Below are 23,579 nucleotides of genomic sequence, written 5' to 3' on the forward strand. Positions count from 1 at the left end.
GGGCTCAGGCCCAACGCACACCAACAGTCGAGTTTAGCTGATCAACCTGCCCCGGTCAAACTGGGGCTGGGATCGACCGGGGATCGCCTGCTCCCCCGGCACAACGCTGCGGGGAACATACAATCTTGGGATGACCGTGTTGATAGATCAGCCTACATGGCCCGCGCACGATACGGTCTGGTCGCACCTCGTCAGCGACGTGTCGCTCGAAGAATTGCACGGTTTCGCCGCGGCGAACGGCATTCCCCTGCGGGGTTTCGACCTGGACCACTATGACGTGCCCGCGCACCGCTACGAGGCCCTCGTGGCGGCTGGGGCGCTTCCGGTGGGCAACAGGGAGCTCGTGCTGCGCTTGCGCGCGAGCGGGCTCCGCGTGTCCGGACGCGAACGCTCCGGACGCTGAACCCACCGCGGCCCGGCGGCGCGTCGCGGCGTGTCTCGGCGTGTCGCGGGTACGGAAAACGGCGGCCGACCGAAGTCGACCGCCGTACGGCCCCGATGCCCCTGGGCTCGTGCTGAACTAGTTCTGCGTCTCCCGTGCCGGCAGCACGATGGGCTGCGCGTTCGACGTCGAGCCGCCGGCCGTCGTGACCCTGCGGCTGCGCGAGCGGCCCTGGCCGGGCTGCTTGGGCTCAGGGAGCGACTCGAGCACCGAGTCGAGCAGCTGGTCGGTGACCTGCTTGCTCACGGTACGACGGGCGCGGGACGACTTCCGCACCGGGATGTCGAGGATCTCGACGGAACCGGTGTTGGCCTCCGTCAGGTCCGCGGCAACGGCCTGGGTGATGCTCGGCGCCTCCACGGGGGCGGATGCCTCGGCGACGGGCGTGACCGTGGGCTCGACCGGGGCTGTGGACTCGTTCGCGTGCACCTCCTGCTCTGCGGAGACGGGGACGGACGCGGGGGCATCCGGCACGTGGATGATCGGGATGGACCCGGTCAGGGCGCGCGGGATGGTCCTGGCCGCGATCAGGGCGAGTGCGTGCTTGGCATCCTCGGTGATCCCGTGCGTGCCCGATGTGGCCTTCGCCTGCTCGGACACGGATCCGTTGGTGCCGGAGTTACCGCCGCGGTGGCCGTTGTTGCCGCCGTTGCCGTTCCCGTTGCCGCCGTTGCTCCCGTTGCCGTTGCCGTTGCCGTTGTCGTTGCCTGAGTTGCCCGACTTGCTGCGCGGGCGGCGTTCCTGGGGCGGCTGGGCGGTCTGGCGGTGCTTGGTGACGGGGTCGTGGTGGATGACGACTCCGCGGCCCGCACAGGCCTCGCAGTTCTCGCTGAACGACTCGAGGAGTCCCAGTCCGAGCTTCTTGCGGGTCATCTGCACAAGCCCGAGCGAGGTGACCTCCGCGACCTGGTGCTTGGTGCGGTCGCGGCTCAGGCATTCGAGCAGGCGGCGCAGCACGAGGTCGCGGTTGGTCTCGAGGACCATGTCGATGAAGTCGACGACGATGATGCCGCCGATGTCGCGCAGCCGGAGCTGACGCACGATCTCCTCTGCGGCCTCGAGGTTGTTCTTCGTGACGGTTTCCTCGAGGTTGCCGCCGGAACCGACGAACTTGCCCGTGTTGACGTCGACGACGGTCATCGCCTCTGTACGGTCGATCACGAGGGAACCGCCGGAGGGCAGCCAGACCTTGCGGTCGAGGGCCTTCTCGATCTGCTCGGAGATGCGGTACTCGTCGAAGGCGTCGTTTTCGCCCTCGTAACGCTCGACGCGGTCGACGAGGTCGGGGGCGACCTGGCCGAGGTAGGTCTGGATCGTCTCGCGGGCTTCGTCCCCGGAGATGACCATCTTCTGGAAGTCCTCGTTGAAGACGTCGCGCACGATCTTGATCAGCAGGTCGGGCTCACCGTGCAGCAGCGCGGGGGCCTGGACAGTGTCGACGAGCTTGGAGATGGATGCCCACTGCTCGGTGAGGCGGTTGACGTCGAGCGTCAGCTGCTCGTCGGTGGCACCTTCCGCGGCGGTACGCACGATCACGCCGGTGTTGTCCGGCAGGACCTCTTTGAGGATCTTCTTGAGGCGGGCACGCTCGGTGTCCGGAAGCTTGCGGCTGATGCCGTTCATCGAGCCGTTCGGCACGTAGACGAGGTACCGGCCGGGAAGCGAGACCTGGCTCGTGAGCCGGGCGCCCTTGTGGCCGATCGGGTCCTTCGTGACCTGGACGAGCACCTTGTCGCCTGGCTTGAGCGCGAGCTCGATCCGACGCGCCTGGTTGCTGTTGGCGGCATGTTCCGCCGCGGCTTCCCAGTCGACCTCACCGGAGTACAGCACGGCGTTGCGGCCTCGTCCGATGTCGACGAAGGCGGCTTCCATGCTCGGGAGCACGTTCTGTACCCGGCCGAGGTACACATTCCCGATCAGGGATGCGTCCTGGTTCTTGGCGACGTAGTGCTCGACGAGCACGCCGTCCTCGAGGACGCCGATCTGGATCTTGTTGTGTTTGGCCCGAACGACCATGACCCGGTCGACCGATTCACGGCGGGCGAGGAACTCGGCCTCCGTGATGACCGGACGGCGACGCCCGGCGTCGCGGCCGTCGCGGCGGCGCTGCTTCTTGGCCTCGAGGCGGGTCGAGCCCTTGATCCGCTGCGGCTCGGTGATGAGCTCGGGTTCGCGCGGAACGCGGACCCGGACGACGGTGTTGGCAGGGTCGTCGGCACCGGAGCGGTTCTCGTCGCCTGGCCTGCGGCGGGCGCGGCGGCGGACGGTCGACGTCTCGTCCGGGTACTCATCGCGGTCCGAGCGGCCGTCGGGACGGTTGTCCGAGCGGTTGCGGTCGTGACGGTTCTCCGCGCCGTTGTCCTGGCGGTTGCCCGAGCGGCTGTCCTGACGATCCCCGTCTGGGCGGTTGCCGTCCTGACGATCGTCGAAGGCACGCGAATCGTCGCGCCTGGCTCCGGCACGTGCCGGAAGCGGCACGATGTTCGGCGCCTGGAAAAGAAGAGAGGTCGAGGGCCTGCGAACCGGCTGTGCGGGTTCGACGGGCGGAGTCGGCTGGTCCACGGTGGTGTCCTGTTCGGCTGGGGTCGTCGCGGTGGACGCCCAGGGTGCGGGCTCCCCCTCGAGGAATGGTGCTGTCGGTGCCTCCACGGCGTCTGTCGCGGCGCCGGGTACCGTGGCCGGTGCTTCCGTTGGCGCGATCGCCGCGGCGGCTACACGCCGACGGCGGGATCCGAACAGACCTTTGCGTTTTTTGGTGTTTTCGTTGTCTTCCACCATTACTGGTGCGCTCCTTGACCGTTTTGGGCGACCGCGCCACCCATCCGGCTACTCTCTCGTGCGAGAAAAACGCTTGCGCGTTCACCTCGGGAATCCTCTTCGTTCGCAACCGGCTCTTGGCTCTGGCTGCTAATACCTTTGGTCGTGGGACCAATGAATCTGGGCTGTTACGGCCCATTAAGCCTTCTCTGGCTGTGCTTGAGCGCGGCCCAAGCATCCGTGTTGATTATCGCATGTATTGTTCAGGATCGAGTGCGAGGCGCATGACATAATCCTGAGGTGCAACAGACCGAGCAATCCAGGCGCCCCACCGGGCTCGCCATCTTCATGATCATCGGGGGTGCGATCGCCCTCGCGGCGGCCTTCGCGCTGACCCTGGACAAGATCGCCATCCTCGAGGATCCGCAGGCGCAGCTCTCCTGCAACTTCAGCGTGCTCGTCGGCTGCAGCACCAACCTCGGTTCCTGGCAGGGTGCGCTGTTCGGTTTCCCGAACCCGTTGATCGGACTCATCGCCTGGACGGTCGTCATCACGATCGGCGCCGCGATCCTCGCTGGCGCCCGGTTCGCCCGCTGGTTCTGGATCGGACTGAACGTCGGCGTGGCGCTCGCGCTCGTCTTCGTGATCTGGCTGATGGGCCAGAGCTTCTTCGTGCTCGACGTGCTCTGCCCGTGGTGCATGGTGACCTGGGTCGTCACGATCCCGATGTTCCTGGCCGTGACCCTCTACAACCTCAGGACGGGCACCCTCCCGGTTCCGGCCGGGGTGCGGCGCTTCGCCGCCGGCGCCTCCTCGTGGATCGTCGTCATCACGATCGGCTGCTATCTCGTGGCCGCAACGGTCGCCCAGCTCAAGATGGACTTCCTGCACCGCCTCTAGCACTGCACCGCCTCCAGCGCAGCACCGCCTCCAGCCGGGCGGATGCCGACCGTCGTCTTAACCGCAGAGTGTCGCCGTTCCTCCGCCTGGTTTCGGCGGGGACGGCGACACTCGGCGCGACGGGGCTGCGGTTCTAGTCGAACCAGAGCGCCAGTTCGCGGGACGCGGACTCTGGCGAGTCTGAACCGTGCACGAGGTTCTGCTGGACCTTGGAACCCCAGTCGCGGCCGAGGTCGCCGCGGATCGTACCGGGTGCTGCGGTCGTGGGATCGGTCGTGCCCGCGAGGGAGCGGAAGCCCTCGATGACGCGTTCGCCGGCGATGCGGATCGCGAGGATCGGCCCGCTCTCCATGAACTCGACGAGGGGCTCGAAGAAGGGCTTGCCCGCGTGCTCCGCGTAGTGCTCAGCGAGAAGGGAGCGGTCGGCCTGGACGAGCTTGATGTCGACGAGGGAGTATCCCTTCTGTTCGATGCGTCGCAGGATCTCTCCGGAGAGGTTGCGTGCGACGCCGTCGGGCTTCACCAGGACGAGGGTTTCTTGGACCGGGGTACTCATGAGTTCTCCTTGTTGTTGTCTAGTCTCGAGCCGGTGACCATGCAGTATGCCCACATGCCGGTGAACAGTGCGCCAACGATGAACATGGCCGGGTTGATGAACCCGGTCAGGACGATGACGGCCTGGACGAACCAGCCGATCCCGTATGACCAGTTGTAGCGGAGCAGGCCGATCGTCGCGACCATCACGAGGCAGAGCAGCGCTCCCCCGCCGAGTGCCACCCAGGCCGGCAACGAGCCGAGCCCGAACAGCAACAGCGCCGCGAGGAACACGATGATCGTCTCGAAGCCGAGCACGATCGACGCGAGCGACTCGCGCACAGACCGGTTCCGCCGCGAACGCGGGGCGTCGGTCATTTCTTGAGCCACTCCCTGGCTACGGCGAGCGACAGGGCCTCGCCGACCAGGGTGATCGAACCGGTGACGATCACGCCGCGACGTGGGGCGTCTGCGGCCCAGGTCCTCGCGGCGTCGAGGGCGTCGGCGACGTCGTCGAAGCGGCTGACGGCATCCTCGTCCGTTCCGGCCGCGACGATGTCGGCGAGGTCGTCGACGGGGATCGCCCGGTCGGACTCGGACTGGGTGACGTGGAACCGGGTCACGACGGGAGCGAGCGCCGCGACGATGCCCGCTGCGTCCTTGTCGGCGAGGATCCCGATCACGGCGACGACCTCATCGAAGTGGAAGTAGGTGCCGAGTGCCTCGGCGAGGGCGCCGGCCCCGTGCGGGTTGTGCGCGGCATCCACGAGCACGGTCGGTTCGATGCCGATCAGCTGCAGCCGCCCGGGTGAGGTCGCGGTCGCGAGCCCCTCCGTGAGGATGTCGTGGTCGAGCGGGCGGGTGCCCGCGCCGAGGAAGGACTCGACGGCGGCGATCGCGACGGCAGCGTTGTGCGCCTGGTGGGTGCCGTACATCGGCAGGAACAGGTCGGGGTATGTCGCGGCGAGGCCGCGCACCGTGATGAGCTGCCCGCCGACGCCGACCTGGCTGTCGAGCAGGGCGAACTCCTCCCCCTCGCTCGCGAGGGTCGATTCGGTCAGTTCGACGGCGCGTTCCAGTTCGGCCTGCACGGTCTCGGCCTGCCGGGCGCTGATGACGGATGCCGCAGGCTTGATGATCCCTGCCTTGGTGCGGGCGATCTCCGCGACGGTGCTTCCGAGCCGCTTGGTGTGATCGAGCGCGACCGGGGTGACGACGGCGACGAGGCCGTCGGCCACGTTCGTGGAGTCCCATTCGCCGCCCATGCCGACCTCGATCACGGCGACATCGACGGGAGCGTCCGCGAAGCAGGCGAAGGCGAGCACGGTGAGGGCTTCGAAGAAGGTGAGCGGCTCCTCGTTCTTCGCACCGAGTTCGGCGTCCACCATCGCGAGGTACGGCTGGATGTCCTCCCAGTTCGCGGCGAGGGCGCGGTCGCTGATCGGTTCCCCGTCGATCACGATCCGTTCGTTGAGGCGGACCAGGTGCGGGCTCGTCATCATGCCGGTGCGCAGTCCGTACGCGCGCAGGATGCTCTCGGTGATCCGGCTCGTGCTGGTCTTCCCGTTGGTGCCCGTGATGTGGATCACCGGGTAGGTGGTCTGCGGGTCGCCGAGCAGTTCGACGACCCGCCGGGTCGGGGCGAGCCGCGGTCGTGGAGCGGCTTCGCCGACCCGGTCGAGGAGGGCTGCGAAGACGGCCTCTCCCGCGTCGCGGTACTCGTCGTCTTCCGGCAGGTTCTGGTCCATCGAATCAGACATTCACGATTCCGTTCTCTCGGGCGACGGCGACGAGCACCGGCCCGCGGTTGGCGTAGTGGCCGGCCTCGAAGCGCACGTAGTGCTCGACGGGGGCCCCCGCGAGCTGTTCCAGCCACTCGGAGGGCACGGCGCCCGCGAGGATGGCCGGGTCGACCTCGGTCGGGGCGTGCGCGGCGAAGCGCACGGTGAGCGTTTCCGCGGCCACGTCGACTCCCGGCGCGAGGCGCAGGGTGTCGAGGTCGGCCTGGTCGAAGAAGACGAGGTCGAGGCGGATCCGGTCCGCCACGAAGAATCCTGCCGACTTGCGGGTGTCCTGCACGGCGCGGATCAGGTCGCGGGCGAAGCCCTCGGCCTCGAGCTCCGGCGTGGTCACGGTGTCGAGCAGCACGAAGCCGCCGCCCTGGAGCAGCGCGAGGGCGGGTCCGGCCTCCGCGACGGCCGCGGATGCCGCGTCGGCGTTGCTCGCCCCTGTGCCAGCCTGCAGCACGAGTTCGTATTCGCCGGCCTCGAGCGCGATGCCGCCTGCGGTCACGATCCCGTCGGTTTCGCTCCAGTCGCCGCTGCGCGCGGCCTTGATCGCGGCCTGCACCTGCTTGCCGAGCCGGGGCCCGGCCGCGCGGGCGTTGACGGTGAGCCGGGAGGTGATGCCGTAGTTCGCCGCGCTGTCCTCGGCGAGTTCGACGAGGTTCACGCTCTTCACGTTGAGCTCGTCGCGCAGGATCGCCTCGAACGGGGCGAGTGCCGCCGTTCCGGTCGTGACGACGGTGAGCTGCGCGAGCGGCAGCCGCACGCGCAGGCCCGCCTGCTTGCGCAGCGAGAGCACGGTGGAGCTGATCGTGCGGATCTGGTCCATCGCGGTGACGAGCCCGTGGTCCGACGGGAAGAGGCCGGCGTCCGGCCAGTCCGTCAGGTGCACGCTGCGGCCAGCGGTCAATCCCTGCCAGATCCGCTCGGTGACGAGCGGCAGAAGCGGCGCGGCGACCCGGCAGACGGTCTCGAGCACGGTGTACAGGGTGTCGAAGGCTTCCGTGGCCGTACCGCCGGCGACGGCGCCGGTCCAGAAGCGGTCCCGGGAGCGCCGCACGTACCAGTTGGTCAGCACGTCGGCGAAGTCGCGGAGGCGGGCGGTCGCCTGGGTCGAATCGAGCGCCTCGAGGTCGCTCGTGACGTCGACGATGAGGTCGCGGGTCTTCGCGAGCAGGTACCGGTCGAGCACGTCGGTCGAGTCGGTGCGCCAGACGGCGTCGTAGCCGTTCTCCCCCGAGGCGTTGGCGTAGAGCGAGAAGAAGTACCAGGTGCTCCAGAGCGGCAGCATCACCTGGCGGGTGGCCTCCCGGATGCCCTCCTCCGTGACGATGAGGTTGCCGCCGCGCAGTACGGATGAGCTCATCAGGAACCAGCGCATCGCGTCGCTTCCATCGCGGTCGAAGACCTCGAAGACGTCGGGGTAGTTGCGCAGCGACTTCGACATCTTCTGGCCGTCGTTGCCGAGCACGATGCCGTGGCTCACGACGTTGGTGAACGCCGGCCGGTCGAAGAGAGCGGTCGAGAGCACGTGCAGCAGGTAGAACCAGCCGCGGGTCTGGCCGATGTACTCGACGATGAAGTCGGCGGGGTTGTGGGTGTCGAACCAGTCGCGGTTCTCGAAGGGGTAGTGCACGGCCGCGAACGGCATCGACCCGGAGTCGAACCAGACGTCGAGCACGTCGGTGATCCGGCGCATCGTGGAAGCCCCGGTGGGGTCGTCCGGGTTCGGCCGGGTGAGCTCGTCGATGTACGGGCGGTGCAGGTCGGTCGGGCGCACCCCGAAGTCGGCTTCGAGCTCGTCGAGCGAGCCGTAGACATCCGTGCGGGGGTAGTTCGGGTCGTCGCTCTTCCAGACCGGGATCGGCGAGCCCCAGTACCGGTTGCGGCTGATCGACCAGTCGCGGGCGTTGCCGATCCACTTGCCGAACTGGCCGTCCTTGACGTTCTCCGGCACCCAGGTGACGTCCTGGTTGAGTTCGACCATGCGGTCGCGGAACTCGGTGACGCGCACGAACCAGCTCGACACCGCCTTGTAGATCAGCGGGTTGCGGCAGCGCCAGCAGTGCGGGTACGAGTGCTCGTAGCTGGCCTGGCGCAGCAGCCGGCCCTCGGCCTTGAGCATCTGGGTGAGCGGCTTGTTCGCGTCTGACCACAGCAGGCCGGCGACCTCCGGCACGTCGGCGAGGAACTTGCCGCCCTCGTCGAGGGAGATGATCACGGGGATGCCGGCGGCCTCGCAGGCCTTCTGGTCCTCTTCGCCGTACGCGGGCGCCTGGTGCACGATGCCGGTGCCGTCTGCGGTCGTGACGTAGTCGGCGAGCAGGATCGTCCAGGCCTTCTGGGTGTTCCAGACGGATGCGTCGGCGTAGTAGTCGAAGAGACGGTCGTATGCGACACCCTCGAGTTCGCGTCCCGTGACCGTGCGCGCAACGGCCGCGGAGGCCTCCTCAGGCGTGTCGTAGCCGAGGTCCTTGGCGTAGTTGCCGACGAGGTCGATCGCGATCAGGTACTCGGCGCCGAGCACGGACACGTCCACGCGGGCGTCGTCGCTGCCGGTGACCGACTCCTCGCGGAGCACGGTCGCGTCTGGCGTGCCGTTCGGGCCGGCCGGGACGACGGCGTAGACGATGTCCGGCCCGACGGCGAGGGCGAGGTTGGTCGGCAGGGTCCAGGGGGTCGTCGTCCACGCGAGGGCGCGCACCGCGGTGAGGCCGAGGGCTTCCGCCTTCGTGCCCACGAGCGGGAACGTCACGGTGACGGTCTGGTCCTGGCGCATCTTGTAGACGTCGGCATCCATGCCGAGCTCGTGGTTGGAGAGCGGCGTCTGGTCGCGCCAGCAGTACGGAAGCACCCGGTAGCCCTCGTAGGCGAGGCCCTTGTCGTGCAGGGTCTTGAACGCCCAGATCACGGATTCCATGAAGGTGATGTCGAGGGTCTTGTAGTCGTTCTCGAAGTCGACCCAGCGGGCCTGGCGGTTGACGTAGCGCTGCCAGTCGTCGGTGTACTTGAGCACGGAGTCGCGGGCGACCTTGTTGAAGGCGGCGATGCCGAGCTTCTCGATGTCGGCCTTGTCGGTGATTCCGAGCTGCCGTTCGGCCTCGAGCTCGGCGGGGAGGCCGTGGGTGTCCCAGCCGAAGCGGCGGTGCACGAGCTTGCCGCGCATGGTCTGGAAGCGCGGGAACAGGTCCTTCGCGTAACCGGTGAGGAGGTGCCCGTAGTGCGGCACGCCGTTCGCGAAGGGCGGGCCGTCGTAGAAGACCCACTCCGGCGCATCCGCCCGGTTGTCGATCGACGCCTGGAAGGTGCCGTCGGCCGCCCAGTACGCGAGCACCTCTGTCTCGATCGCCGGGAAGTTCGGCGAGGGCACGATGGGGGCGGATGCGGCGAGCGCGGCCTGCTCGGGTGCTGCGGCCTGGTCGTCTGCTGCGGGGAAGGGCGGGGCTTTGGGGTACACGTGCATCTCCTGGACAAAAGGGGCCGACAGGCCCTGTTCCACGAGGACGCCGACTCCGGGAAGACTCGACGCGGTACCACCTCGCTTGCCGTCTTCGTGCTGTGACGACCGCTTGTTCAGAGGCTGTGACGGGCCCGACCCGTTCGGTTCTACCAGGGGTCCGCCTTTCGACGGTTCCCGTTCTTCCGAAGACTCACCGGTGATGGCCGGATCACTGTCATGCGAGCGCAATTCTATCCCGTCGGAGCGATACTTACGGGAATTTCGGGCCGGACCGTGATGTTTTACGATGGGACCCGGCCCGGCCCCGCTACGCCGAGAGAGATTCCTTCCCCATGCCCCCTCTGGTTCACCACTCCCGCGTGCCGCGTTCGCTCGTCGCCGTCGCCACCCTCGCCCTGCTCCTGACCGGGTGTTCCGCATCCCCGCAGGCCACGGAGAGCACCGCTCCCGTCTCCGGCGGCACGCTCAACTACGCCTCCGGCGATGCCGAACCGACGTGCCTCGACCCGCACGTCGGCGGCAACTATCCGCAGGCCCTCGTCGGCACCCAGTTCCTGGAGTCGCTCGTCTCCCGCGACAGCGCGGGCACGATCATCCCGTGGCTCGCGTCGAGCTGGTCGCAGAGCGCCGACGGCCTCGCCTGGGACTTCACCCTCCGCGAGAACGTGACCTTCACCGACGGGACGCCCTTCGACGCGGCGGCCGTGCAGGCGAACATCGCGCACGTGCAGGACCCGAAGACGGGATCGTCGACCGGGTACCTCGCCGTGCGGAAGGTGGTGTCGACATCCGTCGTCTCCCCCACCGTGGTGCGCCTGACCCTGAGCGAACCAGACAGTGCCCTGCTCGAGTCACTCAGCCAGCCGTGGCTCGCGATGGAGTCGCCGACGGCGCTCGCCCGCAGCCAGGACGAGAACTGCGCGGCCCCGGTCGGGACCGGTCCGTTCACGGTCGCCTCCTGGGTCAAGCAGGACGCGATCACCCTCGTCAGGAACGACGCGTACACCTCCCCGCCTGCCGACGCCGCCCACACCGGGCCCGCCTACCTCGACTCCATCGTCTGGCGGTTCATCCCCGACTCGGCCTCCCGCTACGCCGCCCTGCAGTCCGGCGCCGTCGACGTGATCGACAACGCCCAGCCGGACACCATCGTGCAGGCCGGGAAGAGCAGCACCATCCGCCACCTCGACGCGCCCCGGCCTGGCGCATCCAACCGGATCGAGCTGAACTCGGGCAGGGCCCCGTTCAACGACCCGCTCGTGCGCGAGGCCTTCGTCCGTGCCTCCGACGTCGACTCCGCGGTTGCGAGCCTGTTCCAGGGCACGGCGACCCGCTCGTTCTCGGCGCTCTCGAGCATCGAGCCGCTCGGGGTGTCCCGGCCGGACCTGTTCGGCTACGACCCCGAGGCCGCAGCCACCCTTCTCGACGAGGCCGGCTGGACCGGTCGGGACTCCGACGGGTACCGCACGAAGGGCGGCGTGCGCCTGTCCGTCGTCTTCCCGGTGAGCACCAACCAGTCGATCCCGGCGGAGCAGTCCCTGTTCGAGCAGCTGCAGGCGACCGCGAAGGCCGTGGGCTTCGACGTGGTGCTCTCGCCGCTCGACCTGTCGGCCTGGTACACCGCCCTCGGTTCGAACTCCTATGATGCGGTGAGCGCGCCGTACACGAAGGTGGGCCCCGACGTGCTCCGCACCCTCTTCGACTCGGCCGGCATCGTGCCGGCCCCGAGCGGGTACTTCGCCAACCACGCCCAGGTCAACGACCCCGAGGTCGACGCCTGGCTGACCGAGGCCTCCCAGACGGCGGATGCACCCAAGCGCGCCGCACTGTACGCCCAGGCGCAGAACCGTGTCCTCGAGGGCTTCTACGTGCTGCCGCTGTACGACCAGCAGAACCATTACCTGCTCTCCTCCGTCGTCTCGGGCACCCGGGCGATGCCGACGGTGTCGACGCCCACGTTCTACGACGCGTGGCTGAACCGGTAACCGGAGCCCACCCGGCCGGCCTCTCCCGGCCGGCCGTACTGCGGCGCGCCCTGCCGCGTCGAGCCCTGCTGCGAGCGATGGCCCGGCTCGGCGGGGCCGTCCTCGTGCTCTGGCTCGTCGCGACCGTCACCTTCTTCGCGATGCGGCTCGTCCCCGGCGACCCGGCGGAGGCCGTGCTCGGCGGACCGGGATCGCAGACCTCGCCGGAAGCGCTCGCGGCGGTGCGGGCCCAGTACGGCCTCGACCAGCCGCTCCCTGTGCAGTACGTCGCCGAGCTCGGCCGCCTCGTCACGGGCGACCTCGGCCGTTCGTACGCGCTCCGCGTCCCCGTCGCGCCGCTCCTGCTCGGGCAGCTCGGTGGCACCCTGCTTCTCGCCGTGCTCTCCCTGCTGCTCGCGTGGCTGTTCGCGATCGGCCTCGCCCTGTTCTCCACCCGCGCAGGCCGCTGGGGGCGGATGCTCGGTTCCGGCCTCGAAATCGGCGCGGCCGCCCTGCCGCACTTCTGGCTCGCGAGCGCGCTCATCGTGGTGTTCAGCAGCTGGCTCGGCGTGCTGCCGCCGGTCAGCACCCCAGGCCCTGCCGGACTCGTGCTGCCCGTGCTGACCCTCGCCATCCCGCTCGCCGGTTTCCTCGGCCAGCTCATGCGGGAGTCGATGCTCACGGCGCTCGAAGCCCCGTTCGTCGTCTCCGCGCGGGCCAGGGGGGAAAGTGAGGGCGGCATCCGCCGGGTGCACGTGCTGCGGCACGCGAGCCTGCCCGGGATCAGCCTCTCCGGCTGGGCGTTCGGTTCGCTGATCAGCGGGGCCGTCGTCGTCGAGACGATCTTCGCCAGGCCGGGACTCGGCCGCACCCTGCTGAACGCCGTCACGGTGCGGGACGTGCCTGTCGTGATCGGTGTCGTGCTGTTCGTCGCCGCCGCTTACATCCTGATGACCCTTCTGACCGATGTCGCCCAGCGGATCGCCGACCCGAGGCTGCGGCGCGCATGAGCGACCTCGAGATCCAGGCCGGCCTCGCCGGGGCTGCGGCGCGGCGCCAGACGGGAAGGGGCCTCGGCACGAGGTTCGGCACGCGGTTCGGCGGTCGGGTCGGCCTCACCGAGGTCCTCGCCGCCGGTTTTGTGCTGTTCCTGCTCCTTGCCGCCTTCGCACCCGGCCTCGTGGCGCCGGGAGACCCGCTCGCGATCGACCCGCGCGCGGCGTTCCAGCCCCCCTCGTCGGCGCACTCGTTCGGCACGGACGAATCCGGGCGCGACGTCTACACCCGGGTCAGCCACGGCACCGGGGGCTCGCTCCAGATCGGCGTGGCGGCGACACTGATCGGCCTCGGCCTCGGGGCCGTGCTCGGGATCATCGCCGGCATGCTCGGTTCGATCGTGGACTTCACCGTGAACCGACTGCTCGAGGTCATGTTCGCGTTCCCCGGCCTGTTGCTCGCCCTGCTGTTCATCATGGTCTTCGGGCCGGGGCCGGCGACGGCGACCCTCGCCGTCGGTCTCGCGACCGCGCCCGGCTACGCACGCATCATCCGCGCCCAGCTCGTCTCCGTGCGATCCTCGGCCTTCGTCGAGGCCGCGACCGTTCTCGGTCGCAGCCGCACCCGGATCCTCGTGCGGCACATCCTCCCGAACACGCTCGCACCGCTCCTCGTGCTCGGCACCCTGGGCATCGGCCAGGCCATCATCTGGGCGGCGGCGCTCAGCTACCTCGGCCTCGGCGCCAAACCGCCCGCCGCGGAATGGGGCGCGATGCTCTCGGCCGGGCGCACCTACCTGAACACCGCCGTCTGGATGAGTTTCTTCCCCGGACTCTTCGTCGTGCTCACCGCGATCTCCGCGACCGTTCTCGGGCGCGCGATCGAGCGACGGCTGAGGCACGCGTGACGGGGGCGCGGGCGGATGCCGGCGCGCCGGCCCTGCTGGTCCGCGGGCTGAGCGTCGGTTTCGGAAGTAAACCCGGACGGGATCCCCTTGTCGACGACGTGTCGTTGGAGGTCGCTCCCGGGGAATGCCTCGCGATCGTCGGCGAATCCGGTTCGGGGAAGAGCCTCACGGCGCGCAGCCTGCTCGGCCTGGCCGGGACCGGATCGTGGCTGCACGCCGACGAGCTGAGCGTCGGCGGGACATCCGTGCTCGGTCTGAGCGAGAACGCCTGGCGGCGGAGGCGCGGCAGGGACGTGGGACTCGTGCTCCAGGACGCGCTCGTGTCGCTCGACCCGCTGCGGCCGATCGGGCGCGAGATCGGTGACACCCTGCGGCTGCACACGAACCTCTCTGCGGCCGCGCGGGCTCGCCGGGTGCTCGAGCTCCTCGCCGAGGTCGGGCTTCCCGACGGCGAGCTCCGGGCCGGCCAGCGTTCCGGTGAACTCTCCGGCGGCCAGCGCCAACGCGCCCTGATCGCATCGGCGATCGCGCTGCGGCCGCCCCTGCTCATCGCCGACGAACCGACGACGGCCCTCGACGTGACCGTGCAGGCCAGGATCCTCGACCTGTTCGAGGCTCTGCTGCACGCAGGGACGGCCCTCGTGCTGATCAGCCACGACCTCGCCGTCGTCAGCCGGATCGCCGACCGCGTCGCGGTGATGAGCGGCGGCCGGATCGTCGAGACCGGCACGACCCGCGCGCTCCTCGACGACCCTCGGCACGACGAGACCCGGCGGATGATTGCCGCGGTCCCGGCCGGGCAGCCCCGAGGAGCCCGGCTCTCGGCGCAGGACCGGCCGAACCGGCCGGCACCCGGTGTCGTTCCTGGGGCCGTTCCTGCTGCCGTTCCCGCGGTCGCCGATCGCGTCGTGCTCGAGGCTTCCGGGCTCGTCAAGAGCTTCCGGATGCCCGACCGGAGCCGGCTGTTCGCCGTCAACGACGTGTCCTTCACGCTCGACCGCGGCACGACGCTCGGCATCGTCGGTGAGTCCGGTTCGGGCAAGACCACGCTGGCCCGGCTGCTGCTCGCGCTCGAGTCCCCGGACGCCGGCGAGGTCCGGGTGCTCGGCGAGACCTGGACCGGGATCACCGAACGCGCCCGCCGACCGATGCGACCGGCGCTCGGCGCCGTCTACCAGGACGCCCTGGCCTCCTTCGACCCGCGGCTCACCGTCGGCGCCGTCCTCCGCGACGCCGCCGGTTCCGCGGACCGGTCGGTCGAGCTCCTCGACCGGGTCGGGCTCGGCGCGGCCGTGCTCGGCCGCCGCCCGCTCGAGCTCTCCGGCGGCCAACGACAGCGGGTCGGCATCGCGCGCGCCCTCGCGAAGCGGCCGCAGGTCCTGATCTGCGACGAACCGGTGTCCGCGCTCGACATGACCGTGCAGGCCCAGGTGCTCGACCTCCTCGACGAGCTGCAGCGCGACCTCGGCCTGAGTCTCGTGTTCATCTCGCACGACCTCGGCGTCGTGCAGCACGTCAGCGACCGGATCGTCGTCATCGAGAACGGATCGGTCGTCGAGACCGGCCCGACGGAGCAGGTCTTCGCCGCGCCGGCGCATCCGTACACCCGGCGCCTGCTCGACGCCGTGCCGCGCCTGCCCGCCCCCTGACCCCCCCCCCCCCCCNATCGCCGGTGAACGGGGCATCGGGTAGGTTGGGTTAGGCCAATATTCAGGCACCTCACCGCAGACACGGTGCCGCAGACAGTGAATCGGAGAACCATGACGATCCCGAACGTTCCGGACAAGCCAGCCCTCGAGGGCCTCGAGAACAAATGGGGCGGCACCTGGGACACCGAGGGCACGTACCGCTTCGACCGCGACTCCGCGACCAGGGCGAACATCTTCTCCATCGACACTCCCCCGCCGACCGCGTCCGGCTCACTGCACATCGGCCACGTGTTTTCGTACACGCACACCGACGTCGTCGCCCGCTTCCAGCGGATGCGCGGCCGCGACGTGTTCTACCCGATGGGCTGGGACGACAACGGCCTGCCGACCGAACGCCGGGTGCAGAACTACTACGGCGTGCGCTGCGACCCGTCGCTGCCGTATGCCCCCGACTTCACCGCGCCCTTCGAGGGCGGCGACGGCAAGAGCACCAAGGCCGCCGACCAAGTCCCGATCAGCCGCCGCAACTTCATCGAACTCTGTGAACGCCTCACCCTCGAAGACGAGAAGCAGTTCGAAGCGCTCTGGCGCGACCTCGGCCTGAGCGTCGACTGGACCCAGACCTACCGCACGATCGGTTCGCACTCGATCGCATCCTCCCAGCTCGCCTTCCTCGGCAACGTCGCCCGCGGCGAGGCCTACCAGGCCATGGCGCCGACCCTCTGGGACGTCACCTTCCGCACGGCCGTCGCGCAGGCCGAGCTCGAGGACAAGGACATGCCCGCCGCGTACCACCGGGTCTCCTTCCGCAAGCCCGACGGTTCCACGATCGAGATCGAGACCACCCGGCCCGAGTTGCTGCCGGCCTGCGTGGCCCTCGTCGCGCATCCGGACGACGAGCGCTACAAGCACCTCTTCGGCACGACCGTGCGCACCCCGCTCTTCGACGTCGAAGTTCCTATCCTCGCCCACCACCTCGCCCAGAAGGACAAGGGCAGCGGCATCGCGATGATCTGCACCTTCGGCGACGTGACCGACGTGGTCTGGTGGCGGGAGCTCGACCTGCCGAACCGCGCGATCATGGGCTTCGACGGCCGCATCATCGCCGAGGCGCCCGAGGTCATCACGAGCGAAGCCGGAATCGCCGCGTATGCCGAGCTCGCCGGAAAGACCGTTTTCTCGGCCAAGCAGGCCGTCGTCGCCCTTCTCACGGCGAGCGGCGACATGATCGGCGAACCGAAGCCGATCGTGCACCCGGTCAAGTTCTTCGAGAAGGGCGACAAGCCCCTCGAGATCGTGTCGACCCGCCAGTGGTACATCCGTAACGGAGCGCGCGACGAGGCACTCCGGTCCCGCCTGCTCTCGCACGGCGCCGACCTGCAGTGGCACCCCGAATTCATGAAGGTCCGCTACGACAACTGGGTCAACGGCCTCACCGGCGACTGGCTCGTCTCCCGCCAGCGCTTCTTCGGAGTTCCGCTTCCGGTCTGGTACCCGCTGGATGCCGACGCGAACCCGGTCTTCGACCAGCCGATCGTCGCCACCCGCGACCAGCTCCCGGTCGACCCCTCTTCCGACACCGCGCCGGGGTACGCAAGCACCCAGCGCGGCCAGGCCGGCGGTTTCGTCGGCGAGGTCGACGTGATGGATACCTGGGCGACGTCCTCGCTCACCCCGCAGCTCGCCGGCGGCTGGGAGCGCGACCCACAGCTCTTCGACCTCGTCTACCCGTACTCGCTCCGCCCGCAGGGCCAGGACATCATCCGCACCTGGCTGTTCTCCACCCTGCTCCGCGCCGAACTCGAGGACGGCCGGTCCCCGTGGAAGCACGCGGCCCTGTCCGGGTTCATCGTCGACCCCGACCGCAAGAAGATGTCGAAGTCCAAGGGCAACGTCGTCACCCCCGCCGACATGCTCGTGCAGCACGGTTCGGATGCCGTGCGCTACTGGGCCGCCTCCTCGCGCCTCGGCACCGACGCGGCCTTCGACCCCAAGAACCCGACGCAGATCAAGATCGGCCGTCGCCTCGCGATCAAGATCCTGAACGCGTCGAAGTTCATCCTCGGCTTCGACGGGGCAGCGGACGCCGCGATCACCGAGCCCCTCGACCGCAGCATGATCGCCCGCCTCACGAGTGTCGTCGCCCAGGCGACGACCGCGTTCGACAGCTACGACCACGCCCGCGCCCTCGAGGTCACCGAGAGCTTCTTCTGGACGTTCTGCGACGACTACCTCGAGCTCGTCAAGGAACGCGCGTACGGCGAAGCCGGCGCCGGGCAGGCCTCGGCCGTCGCGGCGCTCCGCACCGCACTGTCGACCCTGCTCCGTCTGTTCGCCCCGTTCGTGCCGTTCGCGACCGAAGAGGCGTGGTCCTGGTCCAACGAGGGATCCGTGCACCGGGCCGCCTGGCCCATCGCGGCAGACCTCGCCGCAGGTTCAGGGGGGAACCCCGCACTGCTCGAGCTGTCCAGTCGCGCGCTCACCGGCATCCGGCGCGGAAAGACGGATGCGAAAGCGTCCCAGAAAACCGACGTCGCATCTGCTGTAATTAGCGGTACGGCTGCAGAGGTTGCCCTGCTCGCGCAGGCTGCCGCAGATCTGCAGGCTGTCGGCCGGATCTCGGAATTGGTTTTTGTCGAAGGCGGCGAGTTGGCAGTCACGGAAATCGTGCTCGCCACGGTGTCGGAGAGTTAGGGAGAACCAGATGGCTATTCACGTACGAGCATTGGGCGACAAGGACTTTTTCGCCTGGCTGGGCCTCTTCGAGGGCTACAGCGAGTTCTACAAGAGCGAACTGACCGATGAGAAGGCCCTCCGCGTCTGGAGCTGGATCATCGATCGGAACCACGTGCTGAACGGCGCGGTCGCAGTCAGTGACGACGGCGACTTCGTGGGCTTCGCGCACTACCGGGAGGTGCCGAACACGCTCAGCGCCACCCGCGGTCTCTTCATCGACGACCTGTTCGTCGTGCCGGAGCACCGTACGGGCGGCGTCGGCCGTTCGCTGATCGGGTTCGCCAAGGACTACGCGGCCGAGCACAAGCTCACGACCGTGCAGTGGATCACCGCCGCGGACAACGAGACCGCCCAGCGTCTCTACGACGACGTCGGCACCCGCACCGACTGGGTCACCTACGAGATCGAGCTCTGAGCCCGATGCAGGTGGGAACCCGCTGGTCGTTCGGCGGCACGGCGCCGTCCGGTCTGCCCGAGGTTGTCCTCCTCGCGGTCAGCACGGTCGAGCAGGACCTCACGGTCGCCCCGAAGGACGGTACGGATTCGTGGCGTTGGACGCTGACCTGGCTCGAGGCCAAGCCGGTGATCGAGCTCGATGACGGCACCGTCATCCGCTACAACGCGGTCGACGACAGCGCAACGATCACGCAGCCCTCGATCGAGGTCGAGGACGACGAGGACTGGATCTAGACCCGGAGGTCCCGCGGGTATCAGTCGCGCGGGATCACCGGTTCCGTCGCGCCCGGCCGGTCCGGTCCCGCCGAGAGGGCGAGACGGATCATCGCGGCGGCGCCCAGGATGGGACCGGGTACCAGGACCAGCAGGGCGTACTGCCAGCCCACGAGTCCGGCGAGCACCGGGACGACCTGGATCGTGACGACTGTGATCAGGAAGCCGATGGCCGTCTGGACGGTCAATGCCGTGCCCACGTAGCGCGGATCGGCGGACTCGCTGAGCGAGGTGGAGAAGACGCCGGAATCGGCGATGACGGATGCGCCCCACACCGCTAGGACGATGACGAGGGTCACCGGCGCCGCAGTGAAGAACAGCGGAGAGGCGAGGGCACAGCTGCCGCTGACGATCAGGGCTCCGGCACCCGCAGGACCGCGACCGTATCGGTCGGCCGCCCACCCGCCCAGCAGGGCGCCGGACGCACCGGCCACTCCGATCACGAGAAAGATGACGAGTGTGTCCCAGGCCGCCACGGACTCTCCCGCCGCCGACCGGCCGGCGCGAACGAAGGCGGGCAGCCAGGTCCAGAGCGCGAACAACTCCCACATGTGGCCGAAGTAGCCGAAATTGGCCAGGCGAGAACGTCTGTCCCTGAACATGTCCACGGCGTACCGCGGGTTGATCGGGGCGCTCCCGGACGAACCGTGCGGGCCCGACCGGATCAGGAGCGCCGCAACGACCGCGGCGACGGCGGCGAGAACCGCGGAGACGTTCATCACGTCCCGCCACGCCAGATCGGGCAGTCCGCGGACGAGGTGCGGCAGTGCTGAGCCGAGGGTCAGGGCCGCGATCATGAGGCCGAAGGCCCGCCCCCTGGCCAGGGACGGCGCCCAGGACGCCGTGAGTTTCATCCCGACCGGGTACACGCCCGCCAGCAGCGCACCGGTCAGGAAGCGCGGGAGGAGCGCCGTCGCGAGGTCCGTCGCCGTCGCGGTGAACGCGAGAATGCACCCGGCGGTGCCCAGCGCGCACCCCGCCATCAACAGCTGGGGCGGTATCCGGTCCGCCGCGTTCAGGACCGCGGACAGGACGGCGCCGACCACGAAACCGAGCTGCACGGATGCCGTCAGCCAGACCGCGTCGACCGTCGAGATATTCCACTCCAGCCTGAGCGCAGGAACGACCGCGGACGCGGAGAACCAGGCGGACATGGCCAGGACCTGGACAAGCGCGATCAGCAGCCGCTGGCGCTTCTGCCGGGTCACGACCGGTCGCCCGCCCCCGGATCCCGGCGGCAGGGGCCGGGCCGCCGGGCCCGCGGATCAGGCCTGCGGCACGACATACCGCAGGTACACCATTCCGTTTCGGAATCGTCGTTCACCCCGGAGCTCGAGCGGCATCCTCAGGTGCTCCGGCAGGAACCGGGTGCCGCCGCCGACGATGATCGGCGTCACGAAACGGTGGATCTCATCGACAACGCCCGCCTTGAGCGCGTGCGCGGCGAGCCCAGGACCGCCGATGGACACGCTCAGCCTGCTGTCCGCGACGAGGCTGCGTACCTCGGCGGCGTCGAAGGAGCGCTCGATGCGCGTCCGCGTCGTCGTGACCGCCGCGAGGTTGTGCGAGTAGACGACCTTTTCGGCGGCCTGCCAGATATCGGTGTACTCCCGCACCACGTCGGGCGGATCGACGAGTTCTCTCGCGGTCTCCCAGAACGCCATCGTCTCGTACATCCTGCGTCCGTACAGGTAGGTGCCGATCTTGCGTTCGAGGGCGTTGATGAAGGCGTGCACCTCCTCGTCGGGCGTCGCCCAGTCGAAATCACCGGCGGCATCCGCTGTGTACCCGTCGAGCGACGTGATACCCGAGTAGATCAGCCTGGCCATGTGTCCTCCCGTCGCCCCTGCGTCTGCAGCTTCATACTGGCCTGCCCTGTCGCCCAGCGGAAGAGCCCTGAGACGAACGAACCCCTAGCCGGGCGCGCCCTCCCAGCGGAAGAGCGCCGCGAGCCCGAGACCGCCGGCGATGCTGACCATGGCGAGGGCGTGCGCCCCCTTCGGGGCATCCGCCCCCTTCGGGGAATCCGCCCCCTCGACACCGTCGGCGCGGGACTGTGCCAGAAGCCGCAGCACGATCAGGGCACCGGATGCGCCGAACGGGTGCCCGAGGGCGAGCGCGCCGCCCTGCCGGTTGGCTCTGTCCTCCGGCACGTCGATCAGGTCGAGGGAGGCGAGCACCTGGGCCGCGAAGGCTTCGACGATCTCGACGCGAGCGAGGGCCTCGGCAGGGATGCCCGTGCGCGCGAGCAGGGACCTGCCTGCCTCGCCGCCGCCGGCACCGAGCAGGTTGGGGTCGGTTCCGGCCGGGACGGCGTCGACGAATGTGAGGAAGCCGGGGCTGCCCGTTCCGGCCTGGAATGAGCCGCTCGCCAGGAGGTCCCTCGCGCGGGCCCTGCTCGTGACGAGCACGACTACGGCGCCGTCGGCGTCTGCGCAGGAATTGCCTGCCGTGACCGTTCCGCCCGGGCGGAAGGCCGCTGGGAAGCGGCGGAGCAGGGCAGCGTCGAGCTTCGGGCGGGGGCCTTCGTCGGCCGTGACGCGTGCGCCCGTCCCGTCGATGCCGGCGATCCCGACGATCTCTGCCTCGAACGCTCCCGCACCCGCGGCGGCGACGGCGCGACGGTGGCTGCGGGCGGCGAAGGCGTCCTGGCGTTCCCTGCCGATTCCGAAGTGCGCGGCCACGTTCTCGGCGGCGACGCCCATGTCGGGGTCGCCGACCGAATCCGGCGCGAACCGGACGCGATCGAAGAAGTCCGGCTCCCCCGGCGCCGAACTCACGCGGTGCGCGCGGAGGGGCGCGGTGCTGCAGCTCTCGACACCGCCGGCCAGGTAGAGGCTGCCGGCGCCCGCGGCGACGAGGCGGCAGGCGAGCACGATCGCCTCCAGCCCGGACCCGCACTGCCGGTCGACGGTCAGGCCTGGCACGCTCACCGGGAATCCGGCCTCGAGCAGCGCGAGGCGGGCGAGGTTCCCGCCGCCGCCCGTGGCGTTCCCGATGATCACGTCGTCGATGTGCGCGGGATCGAGGCCGAGGTCGGCGACGACCGCGGAGAGCACGGGGGCGAGCAGCCGGTCGGCGGTGATCAGGGACAGGGCTCCGCCGCTTCGCCCGAAGGCCGTGCGACGACCCCAGAGGATGACGGGCTCGCGGTCGGCGGCAGGAGCCGCGGCGGTGTGCTCAGTCGAGGCGCTCGACACGGGGGTCTCCTTCGGTGATCCAGTCGGCAAGCAGGCGCCGGCTGACCTTGCCCGCCCGGGTGACGGGCAGGTCCGTGATCCGGTAATAGGCGCGCGGGCGTTTCGGCGGGGCGAGGCCGGTCGCGGCCGTCCGCAGGTCGGCGAGGGTGAACGCCCCAGCGCCGGGGTCGGGTGCTTCGAGGAGCGCGGCGACGAGCAGCGTACCGCGCCGGGCATCCGCGAGGCCGGTCACGACGACCTGTGCTCCGGCCCCGCCTGCAGCGGAGCCGCCGAGGCCGGTGAGGAGGGTCGCCTCGACCTCCTGCGGGTAGACGTTGTGACCGGAGGTGACGATCATGTCGGCCCGGCGGCCCTCGAAGTGCAGTTCGCCGGCGTCGTCGAGATGGCCCTGGTCGCCGACCGTGCACCACTCGCCGGTCTGGTCAGCAGCGACGCGGGCGAACGCCGTGCCGTCGTCGCCCCAGGCGTAGCCTGCGCTGACCAGGCGGCTGCGCACGACGATGGTCCCGGTGGCTCCGGGGGCGGATGCCCGGCCCGCGTCATCGAGGACGCGCACGTCGACGCCGGGGAACGGCCGGCCGACGGCCGTCGGCGACTCGGTCCGGTCCTCACCGGGGCGGAGTCGCCTGGCGGTGACGAAGCTCAGTTCCGCGGCGCCGTAATAGTCGAAGACCGTGGCTCGGGGCGCCCAGTTCCGGACACTCGCGAGAGTGGCGGCGTCGAGCCGGGCGCCCGCGCTGACGATCGCGGTGAGCGCGCCTCCGTCCACGCCGGCGATCAAACCCCGCTCGGCGAGCATTCGGAGCGCGGTCGGGACGGCGACGATGCGGGTCACGCCGGCGTGTGCCACGGAGTCGAGGGCATCGCCGACGTCGAAGTGCGGCAGGGTGTGGAACGCAGCCCCCGCGTAGAGGGTTTCGGCGAGGGCGTAGAGCGTCAGGCTCGCCGACAGCGGTCCGGGGGCGAGGACCCGGTCGTCGGCGCGGAGGTCGAACAAGGCGGAACTCGCTGCGAAGGCCCGCTGCCAGGAGTCCCTGCCGCGGGTGAAAGCCTTGGGCAGCGCGGTGGTGCCCGAGGTGAAGCCGTAGAGGAAGACCGAATCCGCTGGCCCGTCGCGGAGGCCGGCTGGCGCCGGTGGCGTCGTCGGCGCCCGCGATGAAGACGCCGGTAGCGGCGTCGAGCCGGCCTCGCGCAGCATCCGCTCGATCGCCGTGCGCTGCAGGGCCGGCCAGTCCGGGTCGAGCACGGCGACAGTACCCACGCCCGCGACCGCGGCGACGAAGTCCACGACGAAGTCGAGACCGTTCGGCAGGCAGAGCACGGTCGGGCCGCCGGACGACTCCCCCGCCAGTTCGCGGGCGCGGCGGCTCGACCGGACCTGGAGTTCGGCGTAGCTGAGCCGGTCCGCACCGATCGTGACGGCGTTCGCGTCCGGCTGCAGGGCGGCCCAGTGCTGGAGGCGGTCGAGGAAGGGCACGCTCGAGTCTACTTTTCCTGAGGTCCCCTGCTCGGTGACAAAAG

At 69.7% G+C, this 23,579-nt stretch carries 18 protein-coding genes; 9 read left to right on the top strand and 9 right to left on the bottom strand.

Annotation, left to right across the window (positions count from 1 at the left end):
- Window positions 1-130 precede the first annotated feature (130 nt).
- Window positions 131-403 (top strand): DUF4031 domain-containing protein, encoded by a 273-nt coding sequence (locus tag E3O46_RS04690; RefSeq protein WP_134447926.1) that lies wholly within the window; start codon window positions 131-133, stop codon window positions 401-403.
- A 117-nt stretch (window positions 404-520) separates the two neighbouring features.
- Here E3O46_RS04690 and E3O46_RS04695 read toward each other — a convergent pair whose 3' ends face one another.
- Window positions 521-3,220, bottom strand: coding sequence for an Rne/Rng family ribonuclease (locus tag E3O46_RS04695; RefSeq protein ID WP_134561187.1), 2,700 nt, complete (start codon window positions 3,218-3,220; stop codon window positions 521-523).
- Window positions 3,221-3,499: 279 nt separating this feature from the next.
- Between E3O46_RS04695 and E3O46_RS04700 the strand changes: the two genes are divergently transcribed.
- On the top strand, window positions 3,500-4,099 hold the full coding sequence (locus E3O46_RS04700) for a vitamin K epoxide reductase family protein (RefSeq protein WP_241985049.1): 600 nt from the start codon (window positions 3,500-3,502) through the stop codon (window positions 4,097-4,099).
- A 133-nt stretch (window positions 4,100-4,232) separates the two neighbouring features.
- Here E3O46_RS04700 and ndk read toward each other — a convergent pair whose 3' ends face one another.
- The 4 genes from ndk to ileS are packed head-to-tail and all read right to left on the bottom strand — an operon-like array spanning window position 4,233 to window position 9,880.
- Window positions 4,233-4,655 carry a nucleoside-diphosphate kinase gene (ndk, locus tag E3O46_RS04705; protein ID WP_134447922.1) on the bottom strand — a complete coding sequence of 141 codons (423 nt, stop codon included), beginning with the start codon at window positions 4,653-4,655 and terminating at the stop codon, window positions 4,233-4,235.
- Complete coding sequence (locus E3O46_RS04710) at window positions 4,652-5,011, bottom strand: DUF4233 domain-containing protein (RefSeq protein WP_134561188.1); 360 nt, start codon at window positions 5,009-5,011, stop codon at window positions 4,652-4,654. The genes ndk and E3O46_RS04710 overlap by 4 nt, the downstream gene beginning before the upstream one ends.
- On the bottom strand, window positions 5,008-6,393 hold the full coding sequence (locus tag E3O46_RS04715) for a bifunctional folylpolyglutamate synthase/dihydrofolate synthase (RefSeq protein ID WP_241987334.1): 1,386 nt from the start codon (window positions 6,391-6,393) through the stop codon (window positions 5,008-5,010). Before E3O46_RS04715 ends, E3O46_RS04710 begins: the two co-directional genes overlap by 4 nt.
- Complete coding sequence (gene ileS / locus E3O46_RS04720) at window positions 6,386-9,880, bottom strand: isoleucine--tRNA ligase (RefSeq protein ID WP_134561220.1); 3,495 nt, start codon at window positions 9,878-9,880, stop codon at window positions 6,386-6,388. Before ileS ends, E3O46_RS04715 begins: the two co-directional genes overlap by 8 nt.
- A 329-nt stretch (window positions 9,881-10,209) precedes the next feature.
- Between ileS and E3O46_RS04725 the strand changes: the two genes are divergently transcribed.
- The 7 genes from E3O46_RS04725 to E3O46_RS04755 all read left to right on the top strand — a co-directional run bounded on the left by E3O46_RS04725 (window position 10,210) and on the right by E3O46_RS04755 (window position 18,819).
- Window positions 10,210-11,862 carry an ABC transporter substrate-binding protein gene (locus E3O46_RS04725; protein ID WP_134561189.1) on the top strand — a complete coding sequence of 551 codons (1,653 nt, stop codon included), beginning with the start codon at window positions 10,210-10,212 and terminating at the stop codon, window positions 11,860-11,862.
- 77 nt (window positions 11,863-11,939) lie between these two features.
- Window positions 11,940-12,851 carry an ABC transporter permease gene (locus E3O46_RS04730; protein ID WP_134448106.1) on the top strand — a complete coding sequence of 304 codons (912 nt, stop codon included), beginning with the start codon at window positions 11,940-11,942 and terminating at the stop codon, window positions 12,849-12,851.
- Window positions 12,848-13,744, top strand: a complete 897-nt coding sequence (locus tag E3O46_RS18530; RefSeq protein ID WP_134561190.1) for an ABC transporter permease — start codon at window positions 12,848-12,850, stop codon at window positions 13,742-13,744. The genes E3O46_RS04730 and E3O46_RS18530 overlap by 4 nt, the downstream gene beginning before the upstream one ends.
- On the top strand, window positions 13,741-15,393 hold the full coding sequence (locus tag E3O46_RS04740) for a dipeptide ABC transporter ATP-binding protein (RefSeq protein WP_198413685.1): 1,653 nt from the start codon (window positions 13,741-13,743) through the stop codon (window positions 15,391-15,393). The genes E3O46_RS18530 and E3O46_RS04740 overlap by 4 nt, the downstream gene beginning before the upstream one ends.
- A gap of 111 nt (window positions 15,394-15,504) precedes the next feature.
- Window positions 15,505-18,087: a valine--tRNA ligase gene (valS, locus tag E3O46_RS04745; RefSeq protein WP_134447912.1), complete on the top strand. Its 2,583-nt coding sequence runs from the start codon at window positions 15,505-15,507 to the stop codon at window positions 18,085-18,087.
- 10 nt (window positions 18,088-18,097) lie between these two features.
- On the top strand, window positions 18,098-18,544 hold the full coding sequence (locus E3O46_RS04750; protein ID WP_134561192.1) for a GNAT family N-acetyltransferase: 447 nt from the start codon (window positions 18,098-18,100) through the stop codon (window positions 18,542-18,544).
- A 5-nt stretch (window positions 18,545-18,549) separates the two neighbouring features.
- On the top strand, window positions 18,550-18,819 hold the full coding sequence (locus E3O46_RS04755) for a hypothetical protein (RefSeq protein WP_134447908.1): 270 nt from the start codon (window positions 18,550-18,552) through the stop codon (window positions 18,817-18,819).
- A gap of 20 nt (window positions 18,820-18,839) precedes the next feature.
- On the opposite strand, the gene E3O46_RS04760 is transcribed toward E3O46_RS04755, so the two are convergent.
- The 4 genes from E3O46_RS04760 to E3O46_RS18645 all read right to left on the bottom strand — a co-directional run bounded on the left by E3O46_RS04760 (window position 18,840) and on the right by E3O46_RS18645 (window position 23,535).
- The gene (locus E3O46_RS04760) at window positions 18,840-20,066 is read right to left on the bottom strand and encodes an MFS transporter (protein WP_198413686.1); all 1,227 of its coding nucleotides are present in this window, start codon (window positions 20,064-20,066) and stop codon (window positions 18,840-18,842) included.
- Window positions 20,067-20,123: 57 nt separating this feature from the next.
- On the bottom strand, window positions 20,124-20,687 hold the full coding sequence (locus E3O46_RS04765; RefSeq protein ID WP_134447906.1) for a dihydrofolate reductase family protein: 564 nt from the start codon (window positions 20,685-20,687) through the stop codon (window positions 20,124-20,126).
- A gap of 84 nt (window positions 20,688-20,771) precedes the next feature.
- Window positions 20,772-22,058 (bottom strand): thiolase family protein, encoded by a 1,287-nt coding sequence (locus E3O46_RS04770; protein WP_241987335.1) that lies wholly within the window; start codon window positions 22,056-22,058, stop codon window positions 20,772-20,774.
- Window positions 22,039-23,535: a class I adenylate-forming enzyme family protein gene (locus E3O46_RS18645; protein WP_241985045.1), complete on the bottom strand. Its 1,497-nt coding sequence runs from the start codon at window positions 23,533-23,535 to the stop codon at window positions 22,039-22,041. Before E3O46_RS18645 ends, E3O46_RS04770 begins: the two co-directional genes overlap by 20 nt.
- Window positions 23,536-23,579: the final 44 nt, after the last annotated feature.

Origin of the sequence: Cryobacterium glucosi (assembly GCF_004402235.1) — a bacterium.
GTDB classification, from domain to species: domain Bacteria; phylum Actinomycetota; class Actinomycetes; order Actinomycetales; family Microbacteriaceae; genus Cryobacterium; species Cryobacterium glucosi.